This window comes from Sulfurovum aggregans, assembly GCF_055385215.1.
Genome location: NZ_AP042387.1, coordinates 2,237,477 through 2,260,887 on the forward strand (window position 1 = coordinate 2,237,477; position 23,411 = coordinate 2,260,887).

23 protein-coding genes and 1 pseudogene are annotated in these 23,411 nt (G+C 40.3%); 4 read left to right on the plus strand and 20 right to left on the minus strand.

Going from position 1 to position 23,411, the window contains the following annotated elements; all coding sequences use genetic code 11:
• Positions 1-6: 6 nt before the first annotated feature.
• Together ACZ48W_RS11340 and ACZ48W_RS11345 are read left to right on the plus strand one after the other, a co-directional pair.
• On the plus strand, positions 7-1,575 hold the full coding sequence (locus tag ACZ48W_RS11340) for an AMP-binding protein (protein ID WP_464828632.1): 1,569 nt from the start codon (positions 7-9) through the stop codon (positions 1,573-1,575).
• A gap of 10 nt (positions 1,576-1,585) precedes the next feature.
• Entirely contained in the window at positions 1,586-2,197 is a 612-nt protein-coding gene (locus ACZ48W_RS11345) for a class I SAM-dependent methyltransferase (RefSeq protein WP_464828633.1), read from the plus strand.
• Between the two features lie 57 nt (positions 2,198-2,254).
• On the opposite strand, the gene ACZ48W_RS11350 is transcribed toward ACZ48W_RS11345, so the two are convergent.
• From ACZ48W_RS11350 to ACZ48W_RS11365, 4 genes are all read right to left on the minus strand, one after another.
• A complete protein-coding gene (locus ACZ48W_RS11350) occupies positions 2,255-2,503 on the minus strand; it encodes a hypothetical protein (protein WP_464828634.1) in 249 nt (82 codons plus the stop codon).
• A 109-nt stretch (positions 2,504-2,612) separates the two neighbouring features.
• Positions 2,613-3,062, minus strand: coding sequence for a YaiI/YqxD family protein (locus tag ACZ48W_RS11355; protein WP_464828635.1), 450 nt, complete (start codon positions 3,060-3,062; stop codon positions 2,613-2,615).
• Positions 3,059-3,253: a YwbE family protein gene (locus ACZ48W_RS11360; RefSeq protein WP_464830507.1), complete on the minus strand. Its 195-nt coding sequence runs from the start codon at positions 3,251-3,253 to the stop codon at positions 3,059-3,061. The genes ACZ48W_RS11355 and ACZ48W_RS11360 overlap by 4 nt, the downstream gene beginning before the upstream one ends.
• 7 nt (positions 3,254-3,260) lie before the next feature.
• Entirely contained in the window at positions 3,261-3,758 is a 498-nt protein-coding gene (locus ACZ48W_RS11365) for a hypothetical protein (RefSeq protein ID WP_464828636.1), read from the minus strand.
• Positions 3,759-3,878: 120 nt separating this feature from the next.
• On the opposite strand from ACZ48W_RS11365, the gene ACZ48W_RS11370 reads away from it, so the two are divergent.
• Positions 3,879-5,135: a fatty acid desaturase family protein gene (locus tag ACZ48W_RS11370; protein WP_464828637.1), complete on the plus strand. Its 1,257-nt coding sequence runs from the start codon at positions 3,879-3,881 to the stop codon at positions 5,133-5,135.
• Positions 5,136-5,186: 51 nt separating this feature from the next.
• Here the strand turns inward: ACZ48W_RS11370 and ACZ48W_RS11375 are convergent, their stop codons facing one another.
• From ACZ48W_RS11375 to upp, 3 genes are read right to left on the minus strand one after another with little or no spacing between them, the layout of a single operon-like run.
• Positions 5,187-5,432, minus strand: coding sequence for a hypothetical protein (locus ACZ48W_RS11375; protein WP_464828638.1), 246 nt, complete (start codon positions 5,430-5,432; stop codon positions 5,187-5,189).
• Entirely contained in the window at positions 5,429-7,267 is a 1,839-nt protein-coding gene (locus ACZ48W_RS11380) for a Na/Pi cotransporter family protein (RefSeq protein WP_464828639.1), read from the minus strand. The genes ACZ48W_RS11375 and ACZ48W_RS11380 overlap by 4 nt, the downstream gene beginning before the upstream one ends.
• An 8-nt stretch (positions 7,268-7,275) precedes the next feature.
• Positions 7,276-7,905, minus strand: a complete 630-nt coding sequence (gene upp / locus ACZ48W_RS11385) for a uracil phosphoribosyltransferase (RefSeq protein WP_464828640.1) — start codon at positions 7,903-7,905, stop codon at positions 7,276-7,278.
• Between the two features lie 157 nt (positions 7,906-8,062).
• Between upp and ACZ48W_RS11390 the strand changes: the two genes are divergently transcribed.
• Positions 8,063-9,409 carry an AAA family ATPase gene (locus tag ACZ48W_RS11390; protein WP_464828641.1) on the plus strand — a complete coding sequence of 449 codons (1,347 nt, stop codon included), beginning with the start codon at positions 8,063-8,065 and terminating at the stop codon, positions 9,407-9,409.
• 149 nt (positions 9,410-9,558) lie between these two features.
• Here ACZ48W_RS11390 and ACZ48W_RS11395 read toward each other — a convergent pair whose 3' ends face one another.
• The 13 genes and pseudogenes from ACZ48W_RS11395 to lpxB form a co-directional block, all read right to left on the minus strand.
• Positions 9,559-10,311, minus strand: a complete 753-nt coding sequence (locus tag ACZ48W_RS11395; RefSeq protein ID WP_464828642.1) for an L-2-amino-thiazoline-4-carboxylic acid hydrolase — start codon at positions 10,309-10,311, stop codon at positions 9,559-9,561.
• 162 nt (positions 10,312-10,473) lie between these two features.
• Positions 10,474-10,839, minus strand: a complete 366-nt coding sequence (locus ACZ48W_RS11400; protein WP_464828643.1) for an HIT family protein — start codon at positions 10,837-10,839, stop codon at positions 10,474-10,476.
• The gene (locus tag ACZ48W_RS11405; protein ID WP_464828644.1) at positions 10,839-11,306 is read right to left on the minus strand and encodes a Sua5/YciO/YrdC/YwlC family protein; all 468 of its coding nucleotides are present in this window, start codon (positions 11,304-11,306) and stop codon (positions 10,839-10,841) included. Before ACZ48W_RS11405 ends, ACZ48W_RS11400 begins: the two co-directional genes overlap by 1 nt.
• Positions 11,307-11,347: 41 nt before the next feature.
• Positions 11,348-11,779, minus strand: a complete 432-nt coding sequence (locus ACZ48W_RS11410; protein ID WP_464828645.1) for a GNAT family N-acetyltransferase — start codon at positions 11,777-11,779, stop codon at positions 11,348-11,350.
• A gap of 57 nt (positions 11,780-11,836) precedes the next feature.
• Positions 11,837-12,370 (minus strand): REP-associated tyrosine transposase, encoded by a 534-nt coding sequence (locus tag ACZ48W_RS11415; RefSeq protein ID WP_464828646.1) that lies wholly within the window; start codon positions 12,368-12,370, stop codon positions 11,837-11,839.
• Positions 12,371-12,974: 604 nt separating this feature from the next.
• Positions 12,975-16,235, minus strand: a complete 3,261-nt coding sequence (gene carB / locus ACZ48W_RS11420; protein ID WP_464828647.1) for a carbamoyl-phosphate synthase large subunit — start codon at positions 16,233-16,235, stop codon at positions 12,975-12,977.
• A gap of 152 nt (positions 16,236-16,387) precedes the next feature.
• Positions 16,388-17,431: a rod shape-determining protein MreC gene (gene mreC, locus ACZ48W_RS11425; RefSeq protein WP_464828648.1), complete on the minus strand. Its 1,044-nt coding sequence runs from the start codon at positions 17,429-17,431 to the stop codon at positions 16,388-16,390.
• 38 nt (positions 17,432-17,469) lie between these two features.
• A pseudogene (locus ACZ48W_RS11430) lies at positions 17,470-18,457 on the minus strand (rod shape-determining protein).
• 29 nt (positions 18,458-18,486) lie between these two features.
• Complete coding sequence (gene clpX, locus ACZ48W_RS11435) at positions 18,487-19,707, minus strand: ATP-dependent Clp protease ATP-binding subunit ClpX (protein WP_464828649.1); 1,221 nt, start codon at positions 19,705-19,707, stop codon at positions 18,487-18,489.
• Positions 19,708-19,738: 31 nt separating this feature from the next.
• Positions 19,739-20,518, minus strand: a complete 780-nt coding sequence (lpxA, locus tag ACZ48W_RS11440; RefSeq protein ID WP_464828650.1) for an acyl-ACP--UDP-N-acetylglucosamine O-acyltransferase — start codon at positions 20,516-20,518, stop codon at positions 19,739-19,741.
• Positions 20,519-20,533: 15 nt separating this feature from the next.
• Positions 20,534-20,983: a 3-hydroxyacyl-ACP dehydratase FabZ gene (fabZ, locus tag ACZ48W_RS11445; protein ID WP_464828651.1), complete on the minus strand. Its 450-nt coding sequence runs from the start codon at positions 20,981-20,983 to the stop codon at positions 20,534-20,536.
• A 66-nt stretch (positions 20,984-21,049) separates the two neighbouring features.
• Positions 21,050-22,129, minus strand: coding sequence for an epoxyqueuosine reductase QueH (locus tag ACZ48W_RS11450; protein WP_464828652.1), 1,080 nt, complete (start codon positions 22,127-22,129; stop codon positions 21,050-21,052).
• A 108-nt stretch (positions 22,130-22,237) separates the two neighbouring features.
• Positions 22,238-23,275, minus strand: coding sequence for a lipid-A-disaccharide synthase (gene lpxB / locus ACZ48W_RS11455; protein ID WP_464828653.1), 1,038 nt, complete (start codon positions 23,273-23,275; stop codon positions 22,238-22,240).
• Positions 23,276-23,411: the final 136 nt, after the last annotated feature.

Below are 23,411 nucleotides of genomic sequence, written 5' to 3' on the forward strand. Positions count from 1 at the left end.
GTAATCATGTCTGTGAATAGTATTCGGAATATATTGGAAATGGCGGTACAGGCGGAGCCTGAAAAGATCGGACTGAAGCATGGGAATGAAGAGTATACCTACAGTCAACTCATTACAAAAGTAGATCAGATCGCCCATTATTTGACAACGCTGGATCTGAAGAAAGGGAGCAGGATAGGTATTTACTCCAATAAAAGCTGTCAGCAGGTTATTGCCATTTTGGCAGTGCTTTCAACGGAGTATGTCTTTGTACCTATTACAAGATTGTTAAAACCTGAACAGGTCAAACATATTATTGATGACAGCAGTATCAGCTGTCTGATCACAGATAGAACGAAGATTGAAAATATCAAAGCGATCGATTTTGAAGGCAAGATCATCTCTTATGAGGCAAGCAGTGAAAGTGATGTATCGTTTGAGGAGATATATAAATGTTATACCCCCGATATCCGGTGCGGGATCAAAGGACATGACAATGCAGCGATCACTTACAGTTTCGGTTCTTCCGGAAATCCCAGAGGGATCGTGATAGATCATCGTGCTTTGACTGACGGAGCACGTATTGTTTCAAAATATCTTGATATATGCAAAGAGGATATCATTTCGGGTATCCTCTCCTTCAACCTTGATTACGGGCTCAATCAGATCTTTACTTCACTCTATAAAAAAGCGACACTGGCGATCCACAAATTCGTGCTTCCGTCAGATTTTTTCACGCATCTCATCAATGACAAGATCACAGTATTGCCGCTGATGCCGATACATATTACGCAGATGTTCGATGATGATCCTCACCGTATTCCCCAGCCTGGGCATTTTAAGGACCTGAGGGCCATTACATCTTCCGGCGGGAATATCACACCGTTGATGGTCAAGAATATCACAACACATTTCCCTGACAGCAAGTTCTACTCTATGCATGGACTTACCGAAGCTTTCCGTTCTGCATATCTTGATCCGGCCCAGATACACATACGTCCCAACTCCATTGGGAAAGCAATCCCGGATGTAGAGCTTTACATCATCAACGAAGAAGGTAAAGCCTGTGAACCGCGGGAGGTGGGTGAACTGATCCACCGTGGTGCCTGTATCTATAAAGGATACTGGAATGCCCCTGAAGAAACAGCCCAGCGTTTTAAAAGTATTTCCATCCTTGACAAAGTACTTCATCCGGAGGGGCAGTTGACAGATGAGACCGTCATTGCCAGCGGTGATTATGTTTATGCTGATGAAGAGGGATATATCTATTTTGTTTCACGCAAAGATGATATGATCAAAACACAGGGTTACCGTGTCAGCCCCCATGAGATAGAAAGTGTTGTGTATGAACATATACCGGAGATCACAGTATGTGCTGTATTTTCTGTCCCGAATGTGGAGATAGAGGAGGAGATCGTAATGGTGTACGGCGGTAAAAGCGAACTTGCCAGAAACGAGATCCTTTTTGAACTGAAAAAGCATCTACCCAATTATATGCTTCCTGCACAGATCGTTTATAAAAAAAGTATGCCGCTTAAATCACTGCATGACAAAACTATAGACAAAGAGGTACTCAAAAAAGAGTTCCTGATCTAAAAGGCGAAAGGTGGAAGAGTATCAATATTCAGCCAGTATCTATGATTGGATTCTTTTTCCTTTTATCCGTCCCATACGAAACAGGGTGATATCTCTGGTCAAAAAGTACCAATACCGGTCCATTCTTGATGTATGCTGCGGTACGGGAGACCAGCTTAAACTTCTAAAGCAGCATGGATTTGACGGGAAAGGCATTGACCTTTCGGATGCGATGCTGAGTGTCGCGGGGAAAGGGAAATACCAGGCAGACTGTATACGGCAGGATGCCACGCAAATGCACTATGAAAATGCAAAGTTCGATCTGGTGATGACAGCTTTTTCACTGCATGAAAAGCCTTATGCTTCTGCACGTAAGATACTTAAAGAGATGGTACGTGTAACTTCTGAGAATGGAAATATTCTTATTGTTGATTATGAACTGACCAAAAAGACTTCTCTGCTCTCAAAGATGCTGATCTATTTTATAGAGTGGATAGCAGGTGGTGAACATTACCGGAATTTCAGATTCTACATTCAAAAAGGTGGACTCCCTGAACTTCTAACAGGTATCCCGCTTATTGAAGCAGAGCGATATTACTTTGGTCATCATGGTATTGTGTTGGTCTTATTTCATAAAATATGAGTGAATTTCATTTTTTGCTATCATATTCTATAGGTTTATATCTCTGCTCTGTTATATTCAGTCAGTTGGAGTTTCTTCTGCAGCAAGTGTCCACTCTGAAAGATTTGCCGGTACGTTTTCAAGCGTATTCTCCAGTTTGTCCCATTCTACATAGTCTGTATCAAACTGGGCAACATCTGCGGCAGCCATCTCAGGGGTTGCATATTCGCCAAGCAGTTCCTCTTCTATCCACAATTGATAAAGCAGATGACTTATCTGCCGGATACTAAATGTTCCGATATCAGCATTATAAATATAGGTTTTCATCGTTTACCTCCATTTCCTGTCTCTGTAAAAGATATTTTTCATCTTTATTCTAACATAAAATCATTTTCCGTGCTCAATGGATTTCAGTAAAAATTCAAATTCTACTTTACTACCTGTAATACTTTGTTAAAAACCGATGTAACTGGTTTGCAAATTCATGGGCATCTTTTGGACCAAAAGCTTTTGGCCCTCCTGTCATCTCTCCGCTTTCACGGATACTCTCCATGAGATTTCTCATAGCCAGATACTGTTTGATATTATCTACACTGTAGAGTTCACCTCTGTGATCTATGGCATGGGCATGCTTACTTACGATCCTGTCAGCCAGAGGAATATCGGCTGTAATGACCAGATCGCCTTCGCTGCAGAGTTGAACAATATGATGATCCGCTTCATCTGCCCCCTGGTCTACAATGATGTATTCTATATATTTTGACTTGCCTATGGTTATTTTTTTATTGGCTATGACCCTGGTAGGAAGAGCCAGGCGTTCTATAGCACGCAGTACGATAGGTTTGAGAAGGTTGGGGAAGGCATCACCGTCTATAAAAAGTGTCACAGTATCTCTTTGACCCTGCCTACTTCACCTGTATTTAGACGTACTTTGATGCCATGGGGATGGGTAGGGGAGTTGGTAAGGATCTTTTGTACTTTTCCGTACGTGATGTAACCTGTAGACTGGTCTTCTTTAAGTACAACACCTACATCCAGACCATATTTGATATTGCTTCTTTTTTTACCATCTTTTATAGACATTTTATGCCTTTGGTTCATAGTTCAGTACTTTTTTGACCGTATCCACCGAACAAAAGAAAAGTGCATCAAACACCGGGTTGAGTTTCGTTGTCTTCTCATCTATCACGTCAAAAGGCTGGAAGAAAAATCCGGGTCCGTTCTCTTTTTGGGCAGGACGGACATGAAATACAATGGGTTTGAGTGTACGTACGACATTAAGTATTTTCTTATAGTTCTTTTCATCTTTAGCTGGCAAAAGGTTGTTTTGTTTGCTTTCATTCACACGGGCTTTGAGCAGGAGTTGGAGTTTATCATTAAAGATGACTTTGTTCCACTTAATGGTTCCTAATCCGATGTTAAATTCACTGTTGCCTGCCATTAAAGGATGCGGCTTTGTCTCACGGATAGCTTCAAGGAGCTGTAAGAAGAAGTTCTTACCTCCAAAGTTGTTTGCGCATTGAAGTAGTTTTTCATGATGAAGCTTTTTTTCTTCATCTGTTAAGGCATTGAAGTCACACATAGTAGTTCTTTATATTGATTTGTGAAATTATACCCGAATTTATCCTTTATATATTTACGGTACCTTAGATTAATCAACTTTCTATATAATTATAATAATTATAATTTACAGAGGATATCAATGGGGAAGTTACCGGAAGAAAGAAAGATGCAGTCAGAAGAGACTGTCGTGCCTGAAGCAGTTCAAGAGGAAATTGCAAGTGAAGAGAAAGTAACTGGGTATGCACGATATGAAGATGTGGATAAAGAGCAGTTGCAAAAAGATATTGAAGAGGCTAGAGCATCATTGGGAAAAGTAGGAGAAGAGGATTTCCAACATTTACTCAAGTTGGAAAGATGGGGAAGAATAGCTACTTTCTCCGGATATGGGCTTATTGTTGTATTAAGTCTTTTAGAATTCTCCGGGGGAGGATTAAGTGCTTTTGTTTTTTGGCCTTTAGCTGTTGTAGCAGCATTTCTCATCAGTACAGGAAATGTAGCTCGTTGGGCAGATGTTACACATCCTATATTACATGGAGCATACGATAAAGTACCCAATATTCCAGAAAAATATACCAAAGCAGTTTTTGCAAAAAATCATAGAAGATATTTGGATTGGTTAGACTGGATCAAGCCTGAAGCTTGGGAGTTTGAGCACAATATTATGCACCACTATCATTTAGGTGAACTTGATGACCCTGATAATGTAGAGCATAATGTCAAGTGGCTGACCGAGTCTAAAACACCTATGTGGCTTCGTTATGTCATCATGTATCTTTTTGCAGGGACTTGGAAGTTTACTTATTATGCACCCAATACGCTTAAAATTCTGGAAAATAAAGAGCGTAGAAAAGCCGGACTTGAGGAGATAGGTGGTCAAGTATGGAGTCCCAAGAAGAAGAATGGGCTTGTTTTATGGATGGATTATCTCTTACCGTATGCTATCATTAAATTCATTGCTATTCCTGCACTCTTTTTACCTTTGGGAACAGAAGCGGTATTCAATGCCTTTATCATTATACTTATGGCAGAATTCTTTGCCAATTTACACTCATTCCTGGTGATCGTACCCAACCACTCAGCAGAAGATATCTATATGTTCAATGAACCTCATAAGAGTACGGGAGAGTTTTATCTTAGACAGATCATGGGAAGTGTGAATTACAATACAGGCTCAGATTTTAAAGATTTTTTACATGGATTCTTAAATTACCAGATAGAACATCATCTTTTCCCTAATATGCCACATAGCTTTTATCAAAAGCTGCAGCCTATCGTCAAAGATATTTGTAAAAAGCATAATCTTGAGTATAGACAGGAGTCTGTGTTTAAACGTATAGGGATGTCAATAGACCTTATGGTAGGAAAAACCAAACTGCTTAGAGTGGATGGTATCTAGTTATACGTCTATCTTTGTTATAATCTCTTTATGTTAAATGATAAACGTATTCTAAGCATCAAGTGTTTTCAATATTTTTTTACCTTTTTTTATCTGTAGAGAGATGATCTCAAGTTCTTCTTTCAACTCTCTTCTCTCTTTTTTATCCAGTTTTTTCTTCGGTACTTTAGAGAGAATTTCTTTTCTCTCTTCCAGTTTTTTTAAAAGACGTTTAATGGCTTTCTTTTTTCCTGTTTGTTCAAACTTATCCAAGTTTAAAGATTTTTTTACACTCTCTATAAATTTTTGAATACTCATGAATGTTCCTTTTTATTTACAAGTAGATCGACTTCTTCCTCACTGATACCCATTTCTTCGTTCAGTCTTTTCAAGTCACTGTTGATGTCAATGAAAAGGATCTCAGCCATAGCAATAAGATTTTTACTGATACTGTAGGCATAATCACTGTCATTCATCAGAGAAGTTGCCATTTGATTGTTAATAAGACCTTTCCTGATCAATTTGTCCAGTGTACCGTTTGTGATGATGTCATAGCGTTGAGCATGTACTTTAGCTTTGGAAAGCAACAGGATAATGACATCTTCTTCCTCTGTTGTCGCGATGGTATTAAGTGTTCTCAACAGTTCAGCCAGTCCTTTTCTGATATCATTATACTGCTCTCTGATATGTTCATTTCTGCTGGAGGTATATTTGATCAGATTCTTTTGCAGATGTTTGGTTCCCTTGACTGCTTCAACGATATCCCGGCAGGCTAGTTTGAGTTTGTACAACTCTTCTATATATTCTGAAGGCATATTGGTCTGGGCCCTGGTAGTAAAATCAATAATCTCCCCATAGATCCCTTTGATCCAGTGACGATAAAAATCATCTATATCGATGGTTTTATAGGTATAGAGGTCTTTGACCACATCGTCAAGATCCATGGATGAAAGGATATTTTTCTTTTTCAGGTTCAATCCCCTTGCGATGATATCAAAGGCATTCTCATATAAATGTTTTGTCTCCATCATAATGGCTGCAAGTGCTGTGGAAGGAAGTACCAGAACAGAGTCATCCAAATATTTTACTTTACCTTTATTCTGCCCTTTGGATATGAATAAAGTATTTAGGAATTTTACTAAAACATTGGTAAAGGGGGAAACTGTCAAAACACCTATAACATTAAAAAGTGTATGGAACAGAGCAAGCTTCATGGCATAGTTCTCTATACCGATACCAAGAGTCACAGCCAAATGATCCACAAGCTCAGTAAGCTGATAAATAAAAGCAATAGCAATGATACCGGTAACAATATTGAATATAAAATGGGCAACAGCAAGCCGTTTGCCGTTTTCATTGGATTTCAAAGCTGCCAGGACAGCAGTGACCGTTGTACCGATATTGGCACCGATCGCCAGGGCCAGAGCATTTGCATAATCGATCTGCCCTGTGACCAATGCAGTAATAATGATCGCCATTGTGGTACTGCTTGACTGTATGATCACTGTAACCGCTATACCGACCAGGACGTAAACAAAAATACCGGAATATCCGGCCATTGCGTATTGGGAAAGGTCGATCCCTTCTTTTAGAGTTTCAAATCCCTCTTTCATATATCCGATACCAAGAAATATGATGCCCAGACCTATAAAGATGGAGGCAATACCTTTCCAACTGCTTTCTTTAAAGAAGAGAGGAATAAAGATACCGACAATAAGCATGGGCATAGCATAAACAGAGATCTTGACTTTTAGACCAAAAGTAGAAACCAGCCATGCTGTTGCAGTTGTACCGATATTTGAACCAAAGATGACTCCTATAGCAGAAGTCAAAGTGATCAGTTCTGCTGATAAAAAGGAGATGACAATAATAGAGATCAAACTTGAACTTTGAACAATAGCTGTAGCAAGAAAGCCGGTAGTGATCGCTTTGGGAGTGGTATCGGTGGATTTTTCCAATACTTTTTCAAGGAAGCCGCCACTGAATACTTTGAAACCGCCTTCCATATATTCCATACCAATAAGAAAGAGGGCAATGCCTCCGAAAATCGTACTGATATTGGAGTAGTGCCCCAAAAGAAATAATGCTCCGAGTAATAAGAGCAGGATAATAGGACTTAAAAAGTTCTTATAGCCATGAAGCATCATTGTCATAGAGTGCACTATGCCTCATCAAATGTATTATAGGATCGGTCACCTGCATCTCCCAGTCCGGGGAGAATGAATTTATCTTCATTCAGCTTTTCATCGATCTGTGCAATATAGAGTTCTATATCCGGATGTTTTTGTTTTACAATGGCAAGCCCTTCAGGAGAGCCGATAAGATTGAGAGAGAGGATCTTTTTCGGTGATTTTGCTTTGATGACTGCTATAGCATCACAGAGTGAGCCGCCGGTTGCCACCATGGGATCGACAATGATCACTGTTTTACCTTTGCATGGAGGTATACGGTCATAATAGAGTACACTCTGATGGGTCGTTTCATCACGTTTCATTGCTAAAAATCCGGAAGAGGCTTCTGGAAAAAGGGCTGTGACAGATTCTATCATGGGGAGTCCGGCACGCAGTATGGAGACAAAAAGGAGATCTTCTTCTTTGATAAATCCAAAGGAGTGTTCTCCCTGCCATGTTCTGATCTGTCGGGATTCAAGCGGTTCGGATTTCAGGGCTTCATAAGTAAGCAGACGCGCCAACTCCTGAACAATATGCCGAAATCTCAAGGCATCTGTTTCTGTCTCCCGCAAGTGGTTCAGTAACGTTTTTACAACAGGATTGGATAACTCATGTATCATTATGTACCTCTTTCAGATGGAATAGTTTATTATACCTAAACTCATAGAAGTAATTCATCATACAGATATACAAACGATACGCTATATGTCAGATTTGAGAGAAGGAGTTATGCTAGAATTAGATAAAGGTATCTCTAAAACCTCATAAAGGATAGATATGGCAACAAAAAATGTAAAAAATGCTCCCAAAATATATCAATCGAAGATCAGTTTTGATGATGTCGTTGGACATAAACAGATAAAAGAGCGTCTTAAAGCAATTATAAAGATCATAAAAAAACCGGAAATGCTTAAACGGTTTGATACAGCCATACCTAAAGGTTTACTTCTTTATGGGCCTGTAAGTGTAGGGAAAAGCATGCTTGCAAAGGCTTTTGCACATGAGGTAGGATTTCCCTATCTAGAGATATCCGGCTCTAAACTTTTTGAACTTTCTTATATTAAAGAGGTTTATGAAACGGCCTCCAAACATGCTCCCTGTATTGTGCTTTTGGAGGATATTGATATCAAAGGGATCCTGCAAGGTGCTATTACCAACGTTTCCTTTTCTGATATTTCAAAAGTATTGGAATCTACAGATGCAATGGTATTTACGATAGCAACATCTGAAACACTTGAGTCCGTTGACCCGGTCCTGACTGCTCCTCAAAAGCTTGATTTTTTATTGGAAGTCTCTAAATTGGATAAAGATGCCAGAAGGTTTTTTATTGAAAAGATCATGGAAAAACCGCATGATCCAAAGATAGACATTGAACGTATTGTTCGTTACATTACCGGTATGAGTGCTATGGAGCTTGAGAGACTTGGACGTATGGCTGTATTGAATGTTGTGGAAGAGGGAAAAAAGAGGATCACTGAAGAGATTCTGATAGAGCAGATCAATATTATCAAATACGGACACAAGGTCGATAAGGAGATGGTTAAAAACCTTGAAGAAGAACTTAAAATGACAGCCTATCATGAGGCTGCCCATGCGGTACTTTCCTCTCTTCTTTTACCGCATATCAAGATTGAGCAGGTCACTATTGCTCCAAGAAGCAGAACACTCGGTTTTGTGTCCTACAATGCAGAGGATCAGATGTCCAATGTTACAAAAAAAGAGCTTTTTTATGATGTTTGTGTATTGCTTGCCGGACGTATTTCAAAGATGAAAAAAGCAGGGAACGATCATATGGATAGTGGAGCGGTGGACGACCTTTCCCAGGCTTCATTTCAAGTCTATGCCGCGATCACCAACCTTGGTATGGACAGTGAACTGGGGTTGATCAATATTGATACGATATCTCCGATTAATGATACTTTTCTTAAAGACAAGATAGAAGAAAGATTTTTGTTTTGGTTGGATTCAGCTCGTAAGCATACGCAAAAACTTGTAGATCAGCATTGGAATATCATAGAAAAACTGGCTGCAAGACTTATAGATAAAGAGATCGTAGAGAGTGATGAGCTCTTGAAACTTGTGGGTAAGAAAAAGGCTGCTTTTAAGATACCCAAGACTCTGTAACAGTTGACTTTACTAATAAGTTACTTGTTATCTACCTCTTATTCCAATTTTTTATAGTTGGAATGAGGAATTTTTTTCATTTGCTTCCTCGTACTATAACGGCTGGACTAAGCTCTAGTAAGCCGGATTTCCGGAGGGTGGCACGTTCATTACCCAGTGCCCTGTTCGGCTTCCTTCTTGCGTATTCTTTCAATTGCTTCCTGCACTTCGGGCGTTTTCGAGGAAATCTGCGTTGCCGCTCCTTTCTTAAAGCGGAAATCGCAATGGTGACAGCCGTCGGCAAGCGTTTGCGTACGGATAAGGCCCCATCCCATGGCATCACTCAACACAATGTCTGACATGCATACATATGGGGCGAACTCGTCTCCTCCATGTCTTTTCAAAAAGGTAAGATGGCCGCACTGAAGGTAATTGACGCCAAAATCGAATTCGTCTCCCTCGCCAATGAGATACTCAACCTCAAAGTCGCCGAAACGGACCTTTTGCTGTCGCCGGGCTCGCCTCGCCACAACCTTCCTTACAAGGCGAGAAAACATGAAACGTTTCATGAGCCATCGCTTCCATTGCGGAATCTCCGCCATTCTGAGGCGAAGTGCCTCGTGGCATAATTCCCATGCCTCTTCAGGTGTCTTCCCGTGTTTCTGCATTGCTTTATAGGTCACGAGCTCTTGGGCGGTGATGAGAAGAAAGCTATTGAAGAGTCTTGCGCGAAACCCTTTAATATAAGGAATCTCCGGGATGAGTTTCTCATATTCCTGGCGGCTCTCTCTTTGCAGCGTACCGGCGAGTTCTTTGCCGTAGCGTGCGACAAGCGAAGCTTTCATCAGCGAAGAGGTATTGTCAAAGTCATTCAGGAGCTTCTCTTTGCTTGTGCTGTAGTACCCTATTATTTGACTTGACATTTCATCCACCTCGAATTTGTCGCGTCCCTTATGAGGATTGGCGAATCCTCCTTCTATCTTGGAAGCGAACTATTTATTCACTATATCACAAATACCCATAAAAAATCAAAATAAACGGATATATGTATAGCTGAATAGGGGGAGTATTCAGAGAAGTTTCTATTATGAAACTGCTTCTGTAACCCTCTTGCAAAAGAGTTCAAATGAAGGTAATTGAAGATCACTCTCTCTTTGTTTTGTTCCCCACATAGGTTCAGGAAAGAAAGAGTCTTCTTTAAAACGTGCCATAATGTGCCAGTGTACATGCGGTACATAGTTTCCAAAAGAGGCGATGTTGATCTTGGTAGGGGTGTAGTAGGCTATCATCTCTTTTTCTATGATATCCAGAAAATAGTAAATATCAAACTTTATATCGGCAGGTACTTCGCTCATCTCTCTGTAGGGATGCTGTGTAAAGATCTTCAACCAGGGGATCTCACTCTCTTCTGTTTCTATCCTGATATTTTCATTTTCATAGATAACTGGCATTAACGAATCCTTTTTATAGTGTAGTTTCCTAATTTATAGATGTTCGAAGCTTGTTTGCTCTCTTTGAGCGGTGTAACGATGACATCCGCAGTCTCTTTTGCAAATGCTTCATCATAAGGAGCATTGGAAAGGTTTGCAGAGGTTGTGTATGCCCATTTGAGACGATCCAAGAGTAGTAAGTGATGTTTGTCTCTTACCACACGGTAAGAGTGTCCATCCGGCATGATAAAGGTGGTTTTCTTAGCTCTTCTTACTCTGTTTTTATGGGAAGAGGGTACACGTGTAAATGTTTTAAGTGTTTGCAGTGAATTGACAGCTTTAATATAATATTTGTGAGGAGGACGTTGCTTTATTTGTGTGAGTTTCTGAGTATTTTGTGAAACAAAACCGATAGTAGTATCGGTCTGAGTAAGGAAGACTTTGTCTTTTAGCATTTTTCTCTTCTTATCTGTGGATTGATGTATCATTTTTTTATTTTAAACGTTAGTGAATTTTATCTAAGAGATGGTTATGTTTTTCTTGTAAGTTGCCATTCAATTGCTTGTTCTTTATTGTTAAATATTGCCATTGCTGTATTCATTTGATCAAATCCTATTTTTGAATAAAATTCTTCTTTTCCCGGATATGAATATAAAATTATTTTATTATATCCTTGTGAAAATTCAATAAGTTTTTTAACTATATCTTTTCCAATACCTTTATTTTGAAAATCTGGATGTATAGCTATATCACATATGTATGAACAATCTAATCCATCTGCTAATGCTCTTCCAGCACCAATTAACGTTTTGTCTGAATAGACAAAACATTTGTACATACTATTTGAAAAAACGGTTTTTAAATCATTTGGTTTTTTATCTCCAAGTGGTGCTATTTTATATAAATTTGATAATTCATCCCAATCAGTATTATCACAGTTGTATATCCATTGTAAATTCAATTTATTCCTTTCCTCGTCCCCAAGCTCCAGCTTGGTGATGCATACTTGATTCCTGCATCACCAAAACCTCTCTATTTCAAGTAATCCCTCAACACCTTCATAGTCCCTGGAAGAACTATATCTCCAATGCCCAGCTTCATCTACATACCCTCTTTTTACAGGGTTTTCATGTATATATTGTATCTTATTTATCATCATAGCATCTGTTTGCATCAGCTGAGGATGAAATCCTTCTTCCCATATCTGATAAGAGGTATGGTCTTTATGTGCTTTTTTGTAGAAAGCAAACTGATCCAACAATGTTTTTATATTTTGCTTTTCCAAGAGTTTAATAAGTTCATAGGCAGTAAAGGCTTTGAACTTTTGCATACTTTTAGATATATCATTACTTTGTGCTATTAGATGCAGATGGTTTTCCAGTATTACATAGGCGTATATTTTGAGATCATCACTCTTTTGCAGGTGGGTTAGGCTATCTAGGAGAATTTGAACACTTTTTTTGTTGGTAAATAGTGGTAGCCAATGCAAGACTGTGCATGTTAAGAAGTGTGGATGTGTTGGTTCGTATATCTTATATCTATTTCTTCCCATAGATGAAGTGTATCATTTTTTTATTTCATTATGAGCTTTTTTGGGATGCTTCAGTCACATATGCATCCCCAAGCTGGAGCTTGGGGACGAGGAAATTTATTCTTAGTGGCTAACGGGGGCGCGGGTGAGCAACACCCACGGAAGAAAGCTTGCTTTCAGGAGGGGGTGTTTGCTCCTCCCGCTTGTTGCCTGGCGCTTTGCGCCGGGCGACCAGCGGGTGTTCAGCCCGCGCCCCCGTTGCCTCGGTAAGCGAAGCGTCCGAGGCAACTATTTATTCAAGGAACAACGTGTCCTTTTATTACGATATTTAGGTATTGATAGTATATCAAAAATGTCTTATTAATGATAAAAATAAGCCAAACAAGGATGTTTGATAAAATTTTGGAGCATTATAATCTTTACTAATGTCCTTTTAGCCCGGAAATAACCGTTATTTGGACAAAGTGTTCCGTTTTCCTCGTTACTAAGCTCCAGCTTAGTAATGCATATCTTAGTTTAGCATTCTTTTTGAATTATTGATTTTTTTGAGTTGTATGAGTTGTATGAGTTAGGTATTGTATTCCCAAGCAGGAGCTTGGGAAGAAAGGGTGGTAGTATGGTGGGCTTATGCCAAATAATCCTGCAATGCTTTAGGCTCAAGCTCTCCACCTGCCGCTTTAAGCTCTTTAATGGCAAGTGCAGTTGCTTTAGCCGCAGCAAGAGTAGTGAAATAGGCAACATGGTTTGTAAGTACTGATTGACGGATGATCTTGGCATCACTTTTACTTGCTTTGTTGTCTGAAGTATTGATCGCAAGGGCTATCTCTTCATTTTTGATCATATCATCGATATTTGGACGACCCTCAGAGATCTTGAGTACTTTTGTTGAGGCTACACCTGCTGCTTCGAGTGCTGCATGTGTTCCTGAAGTGGCTACGATCTCAAAACCAAGGTCGGTGAACATTTTACCTACTTCACCAGCATTTGGTTTATCTGTTTCTGTAAGAGAGAGGAATACTTTACCTTCAAGCGGAATGTTGTTCTTAGAAGCGAACTGAGACTTGGCAAAAGACATACCGAAGTTGTCTGATATACCCATAACTTCACCTGTAGACTTCATCTCAGGCCCTAAGATAAGGTCTGAACCAGGTAACTTGTTGAATGGGAATACAGCCTCTTTCACGGCAACATGCCCTTTAAGGTTAGGCTCCATGATCTTCTTGTCAAAGTTCACTACTTTAAAGGTATCGTAGTACTTAAGTGCTTCTTTGAGGTCACCCTGTATCATGACTCTTGTAGCTACTTTTGCAAGAGGTACACCAGTTGCTTTACTAACAAATGGAACTGTTCTAGAGGCTCTAGGGTTTACTTCAATGAGGTAGATCTCGCCTTTATGGATGGCATATTGGATATTCATCAGACCAACTACACCTAAACCAAGGGCTATCTTGGCGGTTTGCTCTTTGACTTCTTCCTGAAGTTCAGTTGAGATGGACATAGGAGGAAGTGAACATGCAGAGTCACCAGAGTGGATACCTGCTTCTTCAATGTGTTGCATGACTGAACCGATGTAAACATCTTTACCGTCACAAATGGCATCCACATCAAGCTCTATGGCATTGTCAAGGAATTTGTCTATGAGTACCGGAGCATCATTCGATACACTTACAGCTTCATCCATATACTCTCTAAGTTCTGCATCGTTATAAACTGTTCTCATTCCACGACCACCCAATACGAAACTAGGGCGAACAAGTACAGGGTAGCCGATACGGTTGGCTACTACCATTGCTTCATCTTTAGAGAAAACTGTACCATTTGCCGGTTGTTTAAGTCCCAGCTCGTTAATGAATGTAGAGAAAAGTTCTCTGTCTTCTGCAAGGTCGATCACTTTTGCCGTGGTTCCGGAGATCTTCGCACCTATAGCTGTAAGATTTTTCGCCAGTTTCAATGGTGTTTGTCCACCAAAGTGAACGATGACACCGTCCGGTTTTTCAAGTTCGATGACATTTCTTACATGTTCAAAGTCAATAGGTTCAAAGTAGAGGATATCAGACGTATCATAGTCTGTAGAAACCGTCTCAGGGTTACAGTTATACATGATAGACTTGATACCCATATCTTCCAGTGCAAAAGCAGCATGAACACAACAGTAGTCAAACTCGATCCCCTGACCGATACGGTTAGGTCCTCCACCGATAACCAGTACTTTTCTGTCATTACTTTCTTCTCTTGGCGGTTGCGGCAGTTTAGTGATATTTGTTGTTGAGTACAAATAAGGTGTGAGTGCCTTGAACTCTGCTGCACAGGTATCTACTTCATTGTATTCAAGAGTGATACCGAGTTTCTCTCTTGCGTTATAGATGTCATTCTCTGTAAGGTTAAGACCCTCTTTAGCGTTGATCACTTCAGCGATCATCGCATCTGAGAAACCTTCAGATTTAACTTGGCGTAATCTTGTAGCATCTGAGAGCAGTGCAATGTCCATCTCTTTTTCTCTTTGTGCAAGTTCTTCAAGCTGATAGAGGAACCATCTGTCGATCTTACAAAGATCAAAGATGGCATCTACGGTCATACCGCGTCTCAACCCTTCAAATACATAGAGCATACGACTTTCATTTGGACGGCGTATTTCTCTTACGAGCGTCTCTCCGTCACATTTGACAGGGTTGAAACCTGTAAGACCGGTTTCAAGTGAACAGAGTGCTTTTTGGAATGACTCTTTGAAGGTCCGGCCTATGGACATCGCTTCACCTACAGATTTCATAGCTGTAGTGAGTGTAGAGTTCGCAAGAGGGAACTTCTCGAAAGTAAATCTTGGAAGCTTTGTTACAATGTAGTCGATAACAGGCTCAAATGATGCAGGTGTTCCGGTAATATCATTTGTGATCTCATCCAGTGTAAATCCGACAGCCAGAAGTGTTGCTACCTTAGCGATAGGGTAACCGGTTGCTTTTGATGCAAGTGCAGAAGATCGGCTTACTCTCGGGTTCATTTCGATGACGATCATACGGCCTGTTTCCGGGTTGATAGAGAATTGAACGTTCGATCCTCCGGTATCGACACCTACTTCACGCAGGATCTTGAAAGAGGCATCTCTCATGTTCTGGTACTCTTTGTCTGTGAGTGTAAGGGCAGGAGCTATGGTAATAGAGTCTCCCGTATGTACACCCATAGGGTCAAAGTTTTCGATGGAACATACGATGATACAGTTATCTGCTCTGTCACGGATCACTTCCATCTCGTACTCTTTCCAGCCAAGAAGAGATTCTTCAATGAGGATCTCTGAGATAGGAGAGGCTTCAAGACCACCTCTGACGATCTCTTTATACTCATCCATATTGTAAGCAACACCGGAACCCCCGCCTGCCATGGTAAATGATGCACGGATGATAAGTGGGAAACCGATCTTTTTCGCAGCATCAAGTGCTTCATCCATATTGTAGGCATATTGAGAGATAGGAAGATCCATGCCGATCTTGATCATCGCTTCTTTAAATTCCTGTCTATCTTCACCTTTTTTGATAGCGGCAGGATTTGCTCCCAAGAACTTTACATCTTTGAGCATACCGGCTTCGTGCATATCCATCGCTACATTGAGTGCTGTCTGTCCACCCATCGTCGGTAAGATAGCATCTACATTTTCTTTTTCAATGATCTTGGAGATCACTTCCGGAGTGATAGGTTCGACGTACGTTCTGTCTGCAAACTCAGGATCCGTCATGATTGTAGCAGGGTTGGAGTTGATCAACACTACTCTGTAACCAAGCTCTTTAAGTGTTTTTGCTGCTTGTGTACCGGAGTAGTCGAATTCACAGGCTTGACCGATAACGATAGGTCCTGAACCAATAAGTAAAATAGTTTTGATGTCTTCGCGTTTTGGCATGGAGAAATACCCTTAATTTTTAGTTTAAGATTATACTGTATCGGGGCAAAAAATGCCCTTAAAAAAGGGCAGGAAATTAAGGAGTATAGAGGAGTTTGTCCGACTTATGCCTGATCAGCTGTAAAATTCAATCTGATGTGTCGGGCAGACTCCTAGAAGAGATCCAAACTTTCAGGTTTGTATTTTTTCTTTTTAAATTTTTTTGACTTTTTGACTTTTTTAGGGGATTCCACTTTTTCCAGAGGTGTTTCCGGTTCAATGATATCTTCCTGGGTCTGGTCTATTCTGTTGGGGATACTTGAAATGATCGGCAGGGTCTGATTATGTTCCACTGCAGTGATATCAGATCGGTTATCTTCCCTGTTTTCTTCTATAGTAGAAGGAATGGCCAAATGTGTAGCATTGCTGTCAAAATCCTGGACAAGTGTTGCTTTTGCATCATTGATGAGGAAAAATGTTTTAGGATGAAAAATATCGCTGTATGTTTTGATATGTGCTACTTTATATGAGCTTTGAACTTCTACTTTGGTTACTATTCCTACCGGGATATCGGCAAAGAAAATATCATCCAATCCGGAAGTAACTACTTTGTCACCTACCTGTATTTTATGCCATTTCGGGATAAATTTGATGATCATTTTATTTTTTTCCATACCTATGGCAATACCGGGGGCTTTTTCTTTTCCCAGAAAAACAGAAAAACGGCATTTATTATCAGAGGTAAGGTAGCCATAGAGTTGATTATTGCGTATTTGTGCTATGCCTGCTACTATAGTTCCCTGTATAAGTCCATAAAGCTTGTTTTCAATGAGTGCTTTGGGCTTGGTAAGGATGATCTGTGAAAAGCTGTTAAGCTTTACATAAGAGATTGTTTCTGTGATCGAGATGTTGTGAACAGGCAGTCTGCTGAGTTTGGGAAGGACATCATAGATATTCTTTACCTGTTTGATATAGTGGGTTTGTTCAAGAAGACGTTTACGCAGAATGCGGTTTTCCCTGCTGAGTTTTTCAATAGATTCTTTCTGGAAGATATAACTATGACTTTTATCTTCTAGATTTTGTGTGATATTTTTATAGTTTTGTTTGATAGGGTTGATGATACCCAGAAGCGTATCGGTGATACGCTCATCATTTCTTGTTAATAATACTGTCAGGACCAATAACAGTATAACAATAATAATCAGTCTAGTCTTCATATGCCATTTGCTGGAGTATATCTATTTCATCCAGGGCTTTACCAGTACCTTTTGCTACTGCAAGTAATGGGTCTTCGGCAATATATACCGGTAGTTTTACAATATCCGAAATGATATTTGTCCAAACCTCTGATAAGTGCACCGCCGCCTGTAAGTACGATACCGTTCTCCACGATATCACCTGCAAGCTCCGGAGGAGTCTGTTCCAAAACATCTTTCAGTGCATCTGCGATCTCTTCAAGTGAATCTTTCATTGCAGATCTGATATGTTCAGAAGTGATCTCAATAGAAGCCAGACTTCCTTCTACCTGATCTCTACCGCGTACAGTAGTGATGAGTTCTTCTTCCAGAGGTACGGCAGTACCTATTTTGATCTTGAGCTCTTCTGCAATACGGTCACCGATAAGAAGATTGAAATTCTTTTTAACATAATCTACAATGGCCTGATCAATGTTGTCTCCGGCAATACGGATGGATTTGCTGATCACAAGTCCTCCAAGGGATGTTACACCGATCTCAGTAGTACCTCCACCGATATCTACTACAAGGTTACCGTTCGGATCTTTGACTGGTATACCGGCACCGATGGCAGCTGCCATCGGTTCTTCTATAAGATACACATATCTTGCTCCGGCATTTTCGGCAGAATCTTTCACGGCACGTCTCTCTACCTGTGTCAAGCCATAAGGTACACAGATAATGATGCGGGGAGAAAAGAATCCTTTTCGTTTGTGTGCCTTTTTCAATGAAATAACGGATCATCATTTCAGTAACTTCAAAGTCTGCGATAACACCGTCTTTCATAGGACGGATCGCTTTAATGTTCCCCGGTGTTTTACCCACCATGTCTTTTGCTTCCTGTCCTACAGCCAGGATACGTTGTTGACCATGTTTATCATATTGGATAGCAACAACAGATGGTTCATTGATACAGATACCTTGCCCTTTGACAAGAACAAGTGTATTTGCTGTTCCTAGGTCGATAGCCAAATCGTTGGAAAACATTCCTAATAATTTTTTAAACATCTATTTATCCTTTTCTGCTGATAGTGTAATTACGCAGTTTTTTTATTTTTTATATAAAGAGGTTTTGCCCCTGTTTCAACTACTTCATTGGTGATGATCACTTCATAACCTTCAAGTTCCGGTAACTCATACATGATATCAAGCAGTATATCTTCAAGTATGGAACGCAGTCCTCTTGCCCCGGTTTTTCTATCTATGGCCTTTTGTGCGATCGAAGAGAGTGCATCTTCTTCAAAACTGAGCTTCACATCATCTATCTCAAAAAGTTTCTGATACTGTCTGACCAATGAGTTCTTAGGTTCTATCAAAATACGTACCATATCTTCTTTACTTATTTCACCCAGTGTAGCAAGTATATGGAGGCGTCCTATAAGCTCGGGAATGAGACCAAAAGAGACCAGATCATCCGACTCTACAAGATGAAGAAGGTTCTCTTCCTCTTTTTTGCTGCGCTTGGTCTGACCAAATCCCAGGGTATTGCTCCCAAGTCTTCTTTTCAGTATACCATCAAGACCGTCAAAAGCTCCACCGCAGATGAAGAGAATATTGGATGTGTCTATCTGTATAAAGTCCTGGTTAGGATGTTTTCTTCCGCCTTTTGGCGGAATATTCACTACGGAACCTTCGATCAGTTTAAGCAGGGCCTGCTGTACACCTTCACCGGAAACATCCCGTGTGATGGAACGGTTCTCACCCATTCTGGCGATCTTGTCTATTTCATCTATAAAGACAATACCCTGTTCTGCACGTTTCGGGTCACCATCTGCAGCCATAAGCAGTTTTGTAAGGATGTTCTCTACATCTTCACCTACATATCCGGCTTCTGTAAGGTTAGTCGCATCTGCGATGGCAATAGGTACATTTAAAAATCTGGCGATCGTTTGAGCTAAGAGTGTTTTACCTGAACCTGTTGGACCTATAAGAAGTACATTTGACTTAGAGATTTGGGTATCATCTTCAACATTGTCTCTGAAAATACGTTTATAGTGATTGTAAACAGCAACGGAAAGTGTTTTTTTTGCATTTTCCTGACCAATGATATACTCATCAAGAAGGGCATTGATCTCTTTAGGTGTGTAAAGTGTTTGTGTTCCAAAGTCTGTTTCTGTCTCTTCTTGTTCTTCTTCTCCAAAGAGAATTTTATAGGCAGAGATCACACAGTTTGAACAGATGTATGCACTTTCTCCGGCAATGAGAGGATTCTCTTCACTCTCAGTGGCAGAACAAAAGCTACATTCTTTAATTGACATTTTTAATCCTCATATTTTTTCTATTTTTATTCTATTTTCTGGTAAAAGGGATGCCTCTTTTTGAGGTCTTTATGAATTCACAAAGTGATTTTACTTTTTCAGAAGTGGTTGTTTCAAAGAGTGTTTGAGCTACCTCTTGCAAAGGGTTGCCTTGCTCAAAGAGTTCTCTATAGGCAATTTTAAGTGCATTGATCTCTTCACGGTCTATCTGTCTTCTCAGTCCGGTAAGGTTCAAGCCGCGCAGACTTGCACGGTTTCCTTCAGCCAGACAGAAAGGAGGGATATCTTGTGCCAATGCACTGGCTCCGCCTATCATGGCATAGTCACCGATATGTACAAACTGATGCACAGGTGTAAGCCCGCCGATAACCACATGGTTACCCAATTCAACATGTCCAGCCAGTGTGGCTCCATTTGCCAAGATACAGTTATCTCCCATGATCACATCATGTCCTAAATGTACATACCCCATGAGAAGGTTCCCGTTACCTATTTTTGTAACAGAACCTCCACCTTTTGTACCAGGGTTGAGCAGGGTAAACTCTCTGATGATATTATTGTCACCAATGATAAGCTGTACATCTTCTCCATCATACTTTAGATCTTGAGGGATGGTTCCTATGGCTGTATGAGAGAAGATACGGTTATGTTTACCGATGGTTGTATCGCCCTCAATGACAGCATGCGAAGCTATGGTTGTGTTATCACCTATTTTCACTTTGGGACCGATATAGGCAAAAGGGCCGACAGAGACATTGCTACCTAAAACAGCACCTTCTTCTATAACAGCACTTGGATGGATTAAGGACATTTTGAAACCTACTTTTTATTTATCTACGATCATAGCTTTAAGTTCAGCTTGTGCAACCACTTTGTCATCTACATACGCTTTTGCATCAAGTTGCCATACAGCACCTTTGTTTTTGATCACAGAGATCTTATATACAAGCTGGTCTCCTGGAGTTACAGGGGCACGGAATTTCGCTTTATCGATGCTCATGAAGTAAACGACTTTATTTTCGATCTCTTCCTGTGTTGCATTATCCATACTTTTGAACGCAAGTACACCACCTGCTTGAGCCATACCTTCGATGATCATTACACCAGGGTAGATAGGATGATCAGGAAAATGCCCTTGGAAAACAGGCTCAGAGATAGAGATGTTTTTATATCCCTCTATGTACTCACCTTGTGTAAGATCAGTAATTCTGTCTACAAGTAAAAATGGGTATCTATGAGGTAATATTTTTTGAATTTCGACAACGTTATAAAGCACTAGCAAACCTTTAGGTAAAAATTTGATATATTCTAGCGCAAAATTGGTAAAAAAGTGATAAAAATATCAAAGCGCTATCAGCACCTCTTTGACATCACTGTAGGTTTTGCTTTGACAGAGTATTTCTATTTTATTTGCAGGTATCTCTTCCACTACCAGTATCGCCGAAAGATCATAAGGAATGATGCCCAGTTTTGCACGTAATTCTACCTCTTTCTTAAACAGTGGCGGGTTAAAGATGAGTTCTGTAACACTTTGATAATTGGTTTGGGCAAGTCTGTTATAGTCTGCAAGGGTAATGAACTTTACTTCATCACGATTCATATGATGCACACTCTCTATGCTATAGTCTATCTTCCCTCTGCTGTACTCACCTTTGAGTGTAGAGTAGGGTAAAAAGTGTGCAGGTACTACCTCTTTTCGTACACGTAACAGTCCCATAGTTAAACGCCAGTTCAAGAAGCGTTGTTTGATGATCTTATGAGGTACTTCTTCCTCTTCAAGCTTCCAACGCTTCTCATACATCTCTATACGTTCTTCTATGGATTCCGGTTGTACTTGCCCTGAAATAGGTACAAAAAGTTCATCGGCAAGTTTCTCTTGTTGATCACGCTGAATGTTAAGCCCGAACATACACCCGCAGTAGTCTTGCCGGTAAAGTGAGTCCTCTTTGGCTAAAATGTTCTGCTCCTGTGTTCCGGATGCTTTACGATAGTCCGGAGCAATAAACGCTATGCCATATTTTTCCCCCAATGCATCTCCTGCAACTTGAAGTTGTTTGAGTGATTTTTTGGGAGAAGTGAGCAGGGTGGAGGTAAACATCTTTTCTCCTAATTCAGAGGCTTTTTTTGCAGAGATCTCAAAACGTCTGTCAAAACAGACCGAACAACGGGAACCCTTTTCAGGTTCATGCTCCAATCCACGCACAGCCTCAAGCCAGTTCTCTACATCATATTCCCCTTCTATGAGGTCAATGCCAAGCATTTTACAGCTTCGTTTTACATCCAGTAGACGTAAGTAGTACTCACTGTATGGGTGGATATTCGGGTCATAAAAGAACCCTGTAAGTTTCTCTTCCGGGTACTCTGTTTGGAGCTTTTGTAAAAAGTAGTGACTGTCAACAGAACAGCAGATGTGGACTAACAAATTGTCTCCTTTGGAGACAAAGTGAAGAGTGAAGAGTGAAGAGTGAAGAGTGTTGGTATGCATTGCTTTGCAATGCTTTTATTATTTAATTTCTGAACGCTGAACATTTCAATATTTCTCCATAATAATCTTAGCCACATTTTCGCTGCTTCCGTGTTCAAGGTACTCTCGTAACTCTTCAGCTTTGTCTGCGAAGATTTTTCGGTCGGTATTGTAGTACTCTTCAAGTAGATTGTCAACCGTTACTTTTTCCTGGAGTATTTCATTATGCAAGGTTGTGTTATTGTAATGCGTAAGGATGATATTTGCCAGTCCTACCTGTTTGATGCCCAGTAGTTTAGTACCTATGAAAAAGTCTACTTTTTTAGCAATGTAACTTAGCGTAAAGGGAGTACCTATAAGAGCAGCTTCAAGGGTGGCTGTACCGGAGCAGATGAAAGCGAATTCTGAGTCTGCTAAAGCCGTATGGGTATCTCTGCTTATCTCAAACATAGAGATGTCCCCATACCATGAAGCGATCTTCTCTTCTGAAAAGCTTGCAGGAATAATGAGCAGGGCTTTTTTCTCGGAGAGTTTTTTGCGTACCTCTTTAAAGATGGGCAGAAGTCTGCTTATCTCACTCTTTCTGCTTCCTGGCATAAAGGCAATGGTATTGGAAGTGGCATCATGGGTCACTGTTATTTCATCAAGGAGTGGATGACCGATATACTCTGCTTTTCCTTGCGGATAGTATGTCACTTCAAAGGGAAGTATGCCAAGGAGTTTGTCACAGTATAGTTCTAGCTTCAAAGCCCGTTTAGGTCTACTAGCCCATATCTGAGGGAGAATGTAGTAGATGATCTCTTTGTTGGGGTACTTCTCTTTGAGTTTTTTAGCCAGAGGCAGGTTAAAGCCCGAAGAGTCCATCAGCAGGACTTTGTCGGCATCTTTGGCAAGTGCCACCATCTCATCTGCCACTTTGAAGAACCAGCGAAGCTTCTTGATGGCATCCACCACACCCATGATCGCCATTTCACTGATATCATAGAGCGGATCACCCAGTGACTTGTCAAAAATACCCAGGAGTTCTACATCTTTAGTGTATTTGAGTACCTCTTTGAGGTGTAGGTTTGAGGAGGGTTCTAGGGCTGAGACGAGGAGTTTCATTTGAGTTTTTGTATTCCTGATTTTATTTGATGTATTTTAACATAATTTATTGTTGAAAATATGATGTGTTCGTAGGGTGCGTTTGCCAACGCACTTTATGATAGAAATTGAATATATATATGCATGATGAAAATTT

What these genes read in the sequence shown, in the direction of transcription:
- ACZ48W_RS11340 (WP_464828632.1), top strand. Translation starts at nt 7, where the DNA reads ATGTCTGTGAATAGTATTCGGAATATATTGGAAATGGCGGTACAGGCG.
- ACZ48W_RS11350 (WP_464828634.1), bottom strand. Translation starts at nt 2,503, where the DNA reads ATGAAAACCTATATTTATAATGCTGATATCGGAACATTTAGTATCCGG.
- ACZ48W_RS11365 (WP_464828636.1), bottom strand. Translation starts at nt 3,758, where the DNA reads ATGTGTGACTTCAATGCCTTAACAGATGAAGAAAAAAAGCTTCATCAT.
- ACZ48W_RS11370 (WP_464828637.1), top strand. Translation starts at nt 3,879, where the DNA reads ATGGGGAAGTTACCGGAAGAAAGAAAGATGCAGTCAGAAGAGACTGTC.
- ACZ48W_RS11375 (WP_464828638.1), bottom strand. Translation starts at nt 5,432, where the DNA reads ATGAGTATTCAAAAATTTATAGAGAGTGTAAAAAAATCTTTAAACTTG.
- ACZ48W_RS11380 (WP_464828639.1), bottom strand. Translation starts at nt 7,267, where the DNA reads ATGACAATGATGCTTCATGGCTATAAGAACTTTTTAAGTCCTATTATC.
- upp (WP_464828640.1), bottom strand. Translation starts at nt 7,905, where the DNA reads ATGATACATGAGTTATCCAATCCTGTTGTAAAAACGTTACTGAACCAC.
- ACZ48W_RS11390 (WP_464828641.1), top strand. Translation starts at nt 8,063, where the DNA reads ATGGCAACAAAAAATGTAAAAAATGCTCCCAAAATATATCAATCGAAG.
- ACZ48W_RS11395 (WP_464828642.1), bottom strand. Translation starts at nt 10,311, where the DNA reads ATGTCAAGTCAAATAATAGGGTACTACAGCACAAGCAAAGAGAAGCTC.
- ACZ48W_RS11400 (WP_464828643.1), bottom strand. Translation starts at nt 10,839, where the DNA reads ATGCCAGTTATCTATGAAAATGAAAATATCAGGATAGAAACAGAAGAG.
- ACZ48W_RS11405 (WP_464828644.1), bottom strand. Translation starts at nt 11,306, where the DNA reads ATGATACATCAATCCACAGATAAGAAGAGAAAAATGCTAAAAGACAAA.
- ACZ48W_RS11415 (WP_464828646.1), bottom strand. Translation starts at nt 12,370, where the DNA reads ATGGGAAGAAATAGATATAAGATATACGAACCAACACATCCACACTTC.
- carB (WP_464828647.1), bottom strand. Translation starts at nt 16,235, where the DNA reads ATGCCAAAACGCGAAGACATCAAAACTATTTTACTTATTGGTTCAGGA.
- mreC (WP_464828648.1), bottom strand. Translation starts at nt 17,431, where the DNA reads ATGAAGACTAGACTGATTATTATTGTTATACTGTTATTGGTCCTGACA.
- clpX (WP_464828649.1), bottom strand. Translation starts at nt 19,707, where the DNA reads ATGTCAATTAAAGAATGTAGCTTTTGTTCTGCCACTGAGAGTGAAGAG.
- lpxA (WP_464828650.1), bottom strand. Translation starts at nt 20,518, where the DNA reads ATGTCCTTAATCCATCCAAGTGCTGTTATAGAAGAAGGTGCTGTTTTA.
- lpxB (WP_464828653.1), bottom strand. Translation starts at nt 23,275, where the DNA reads ATGAAACTCCTCGTCTCAGCCCTAGAACCCTCCTCAAACCTACACCTC.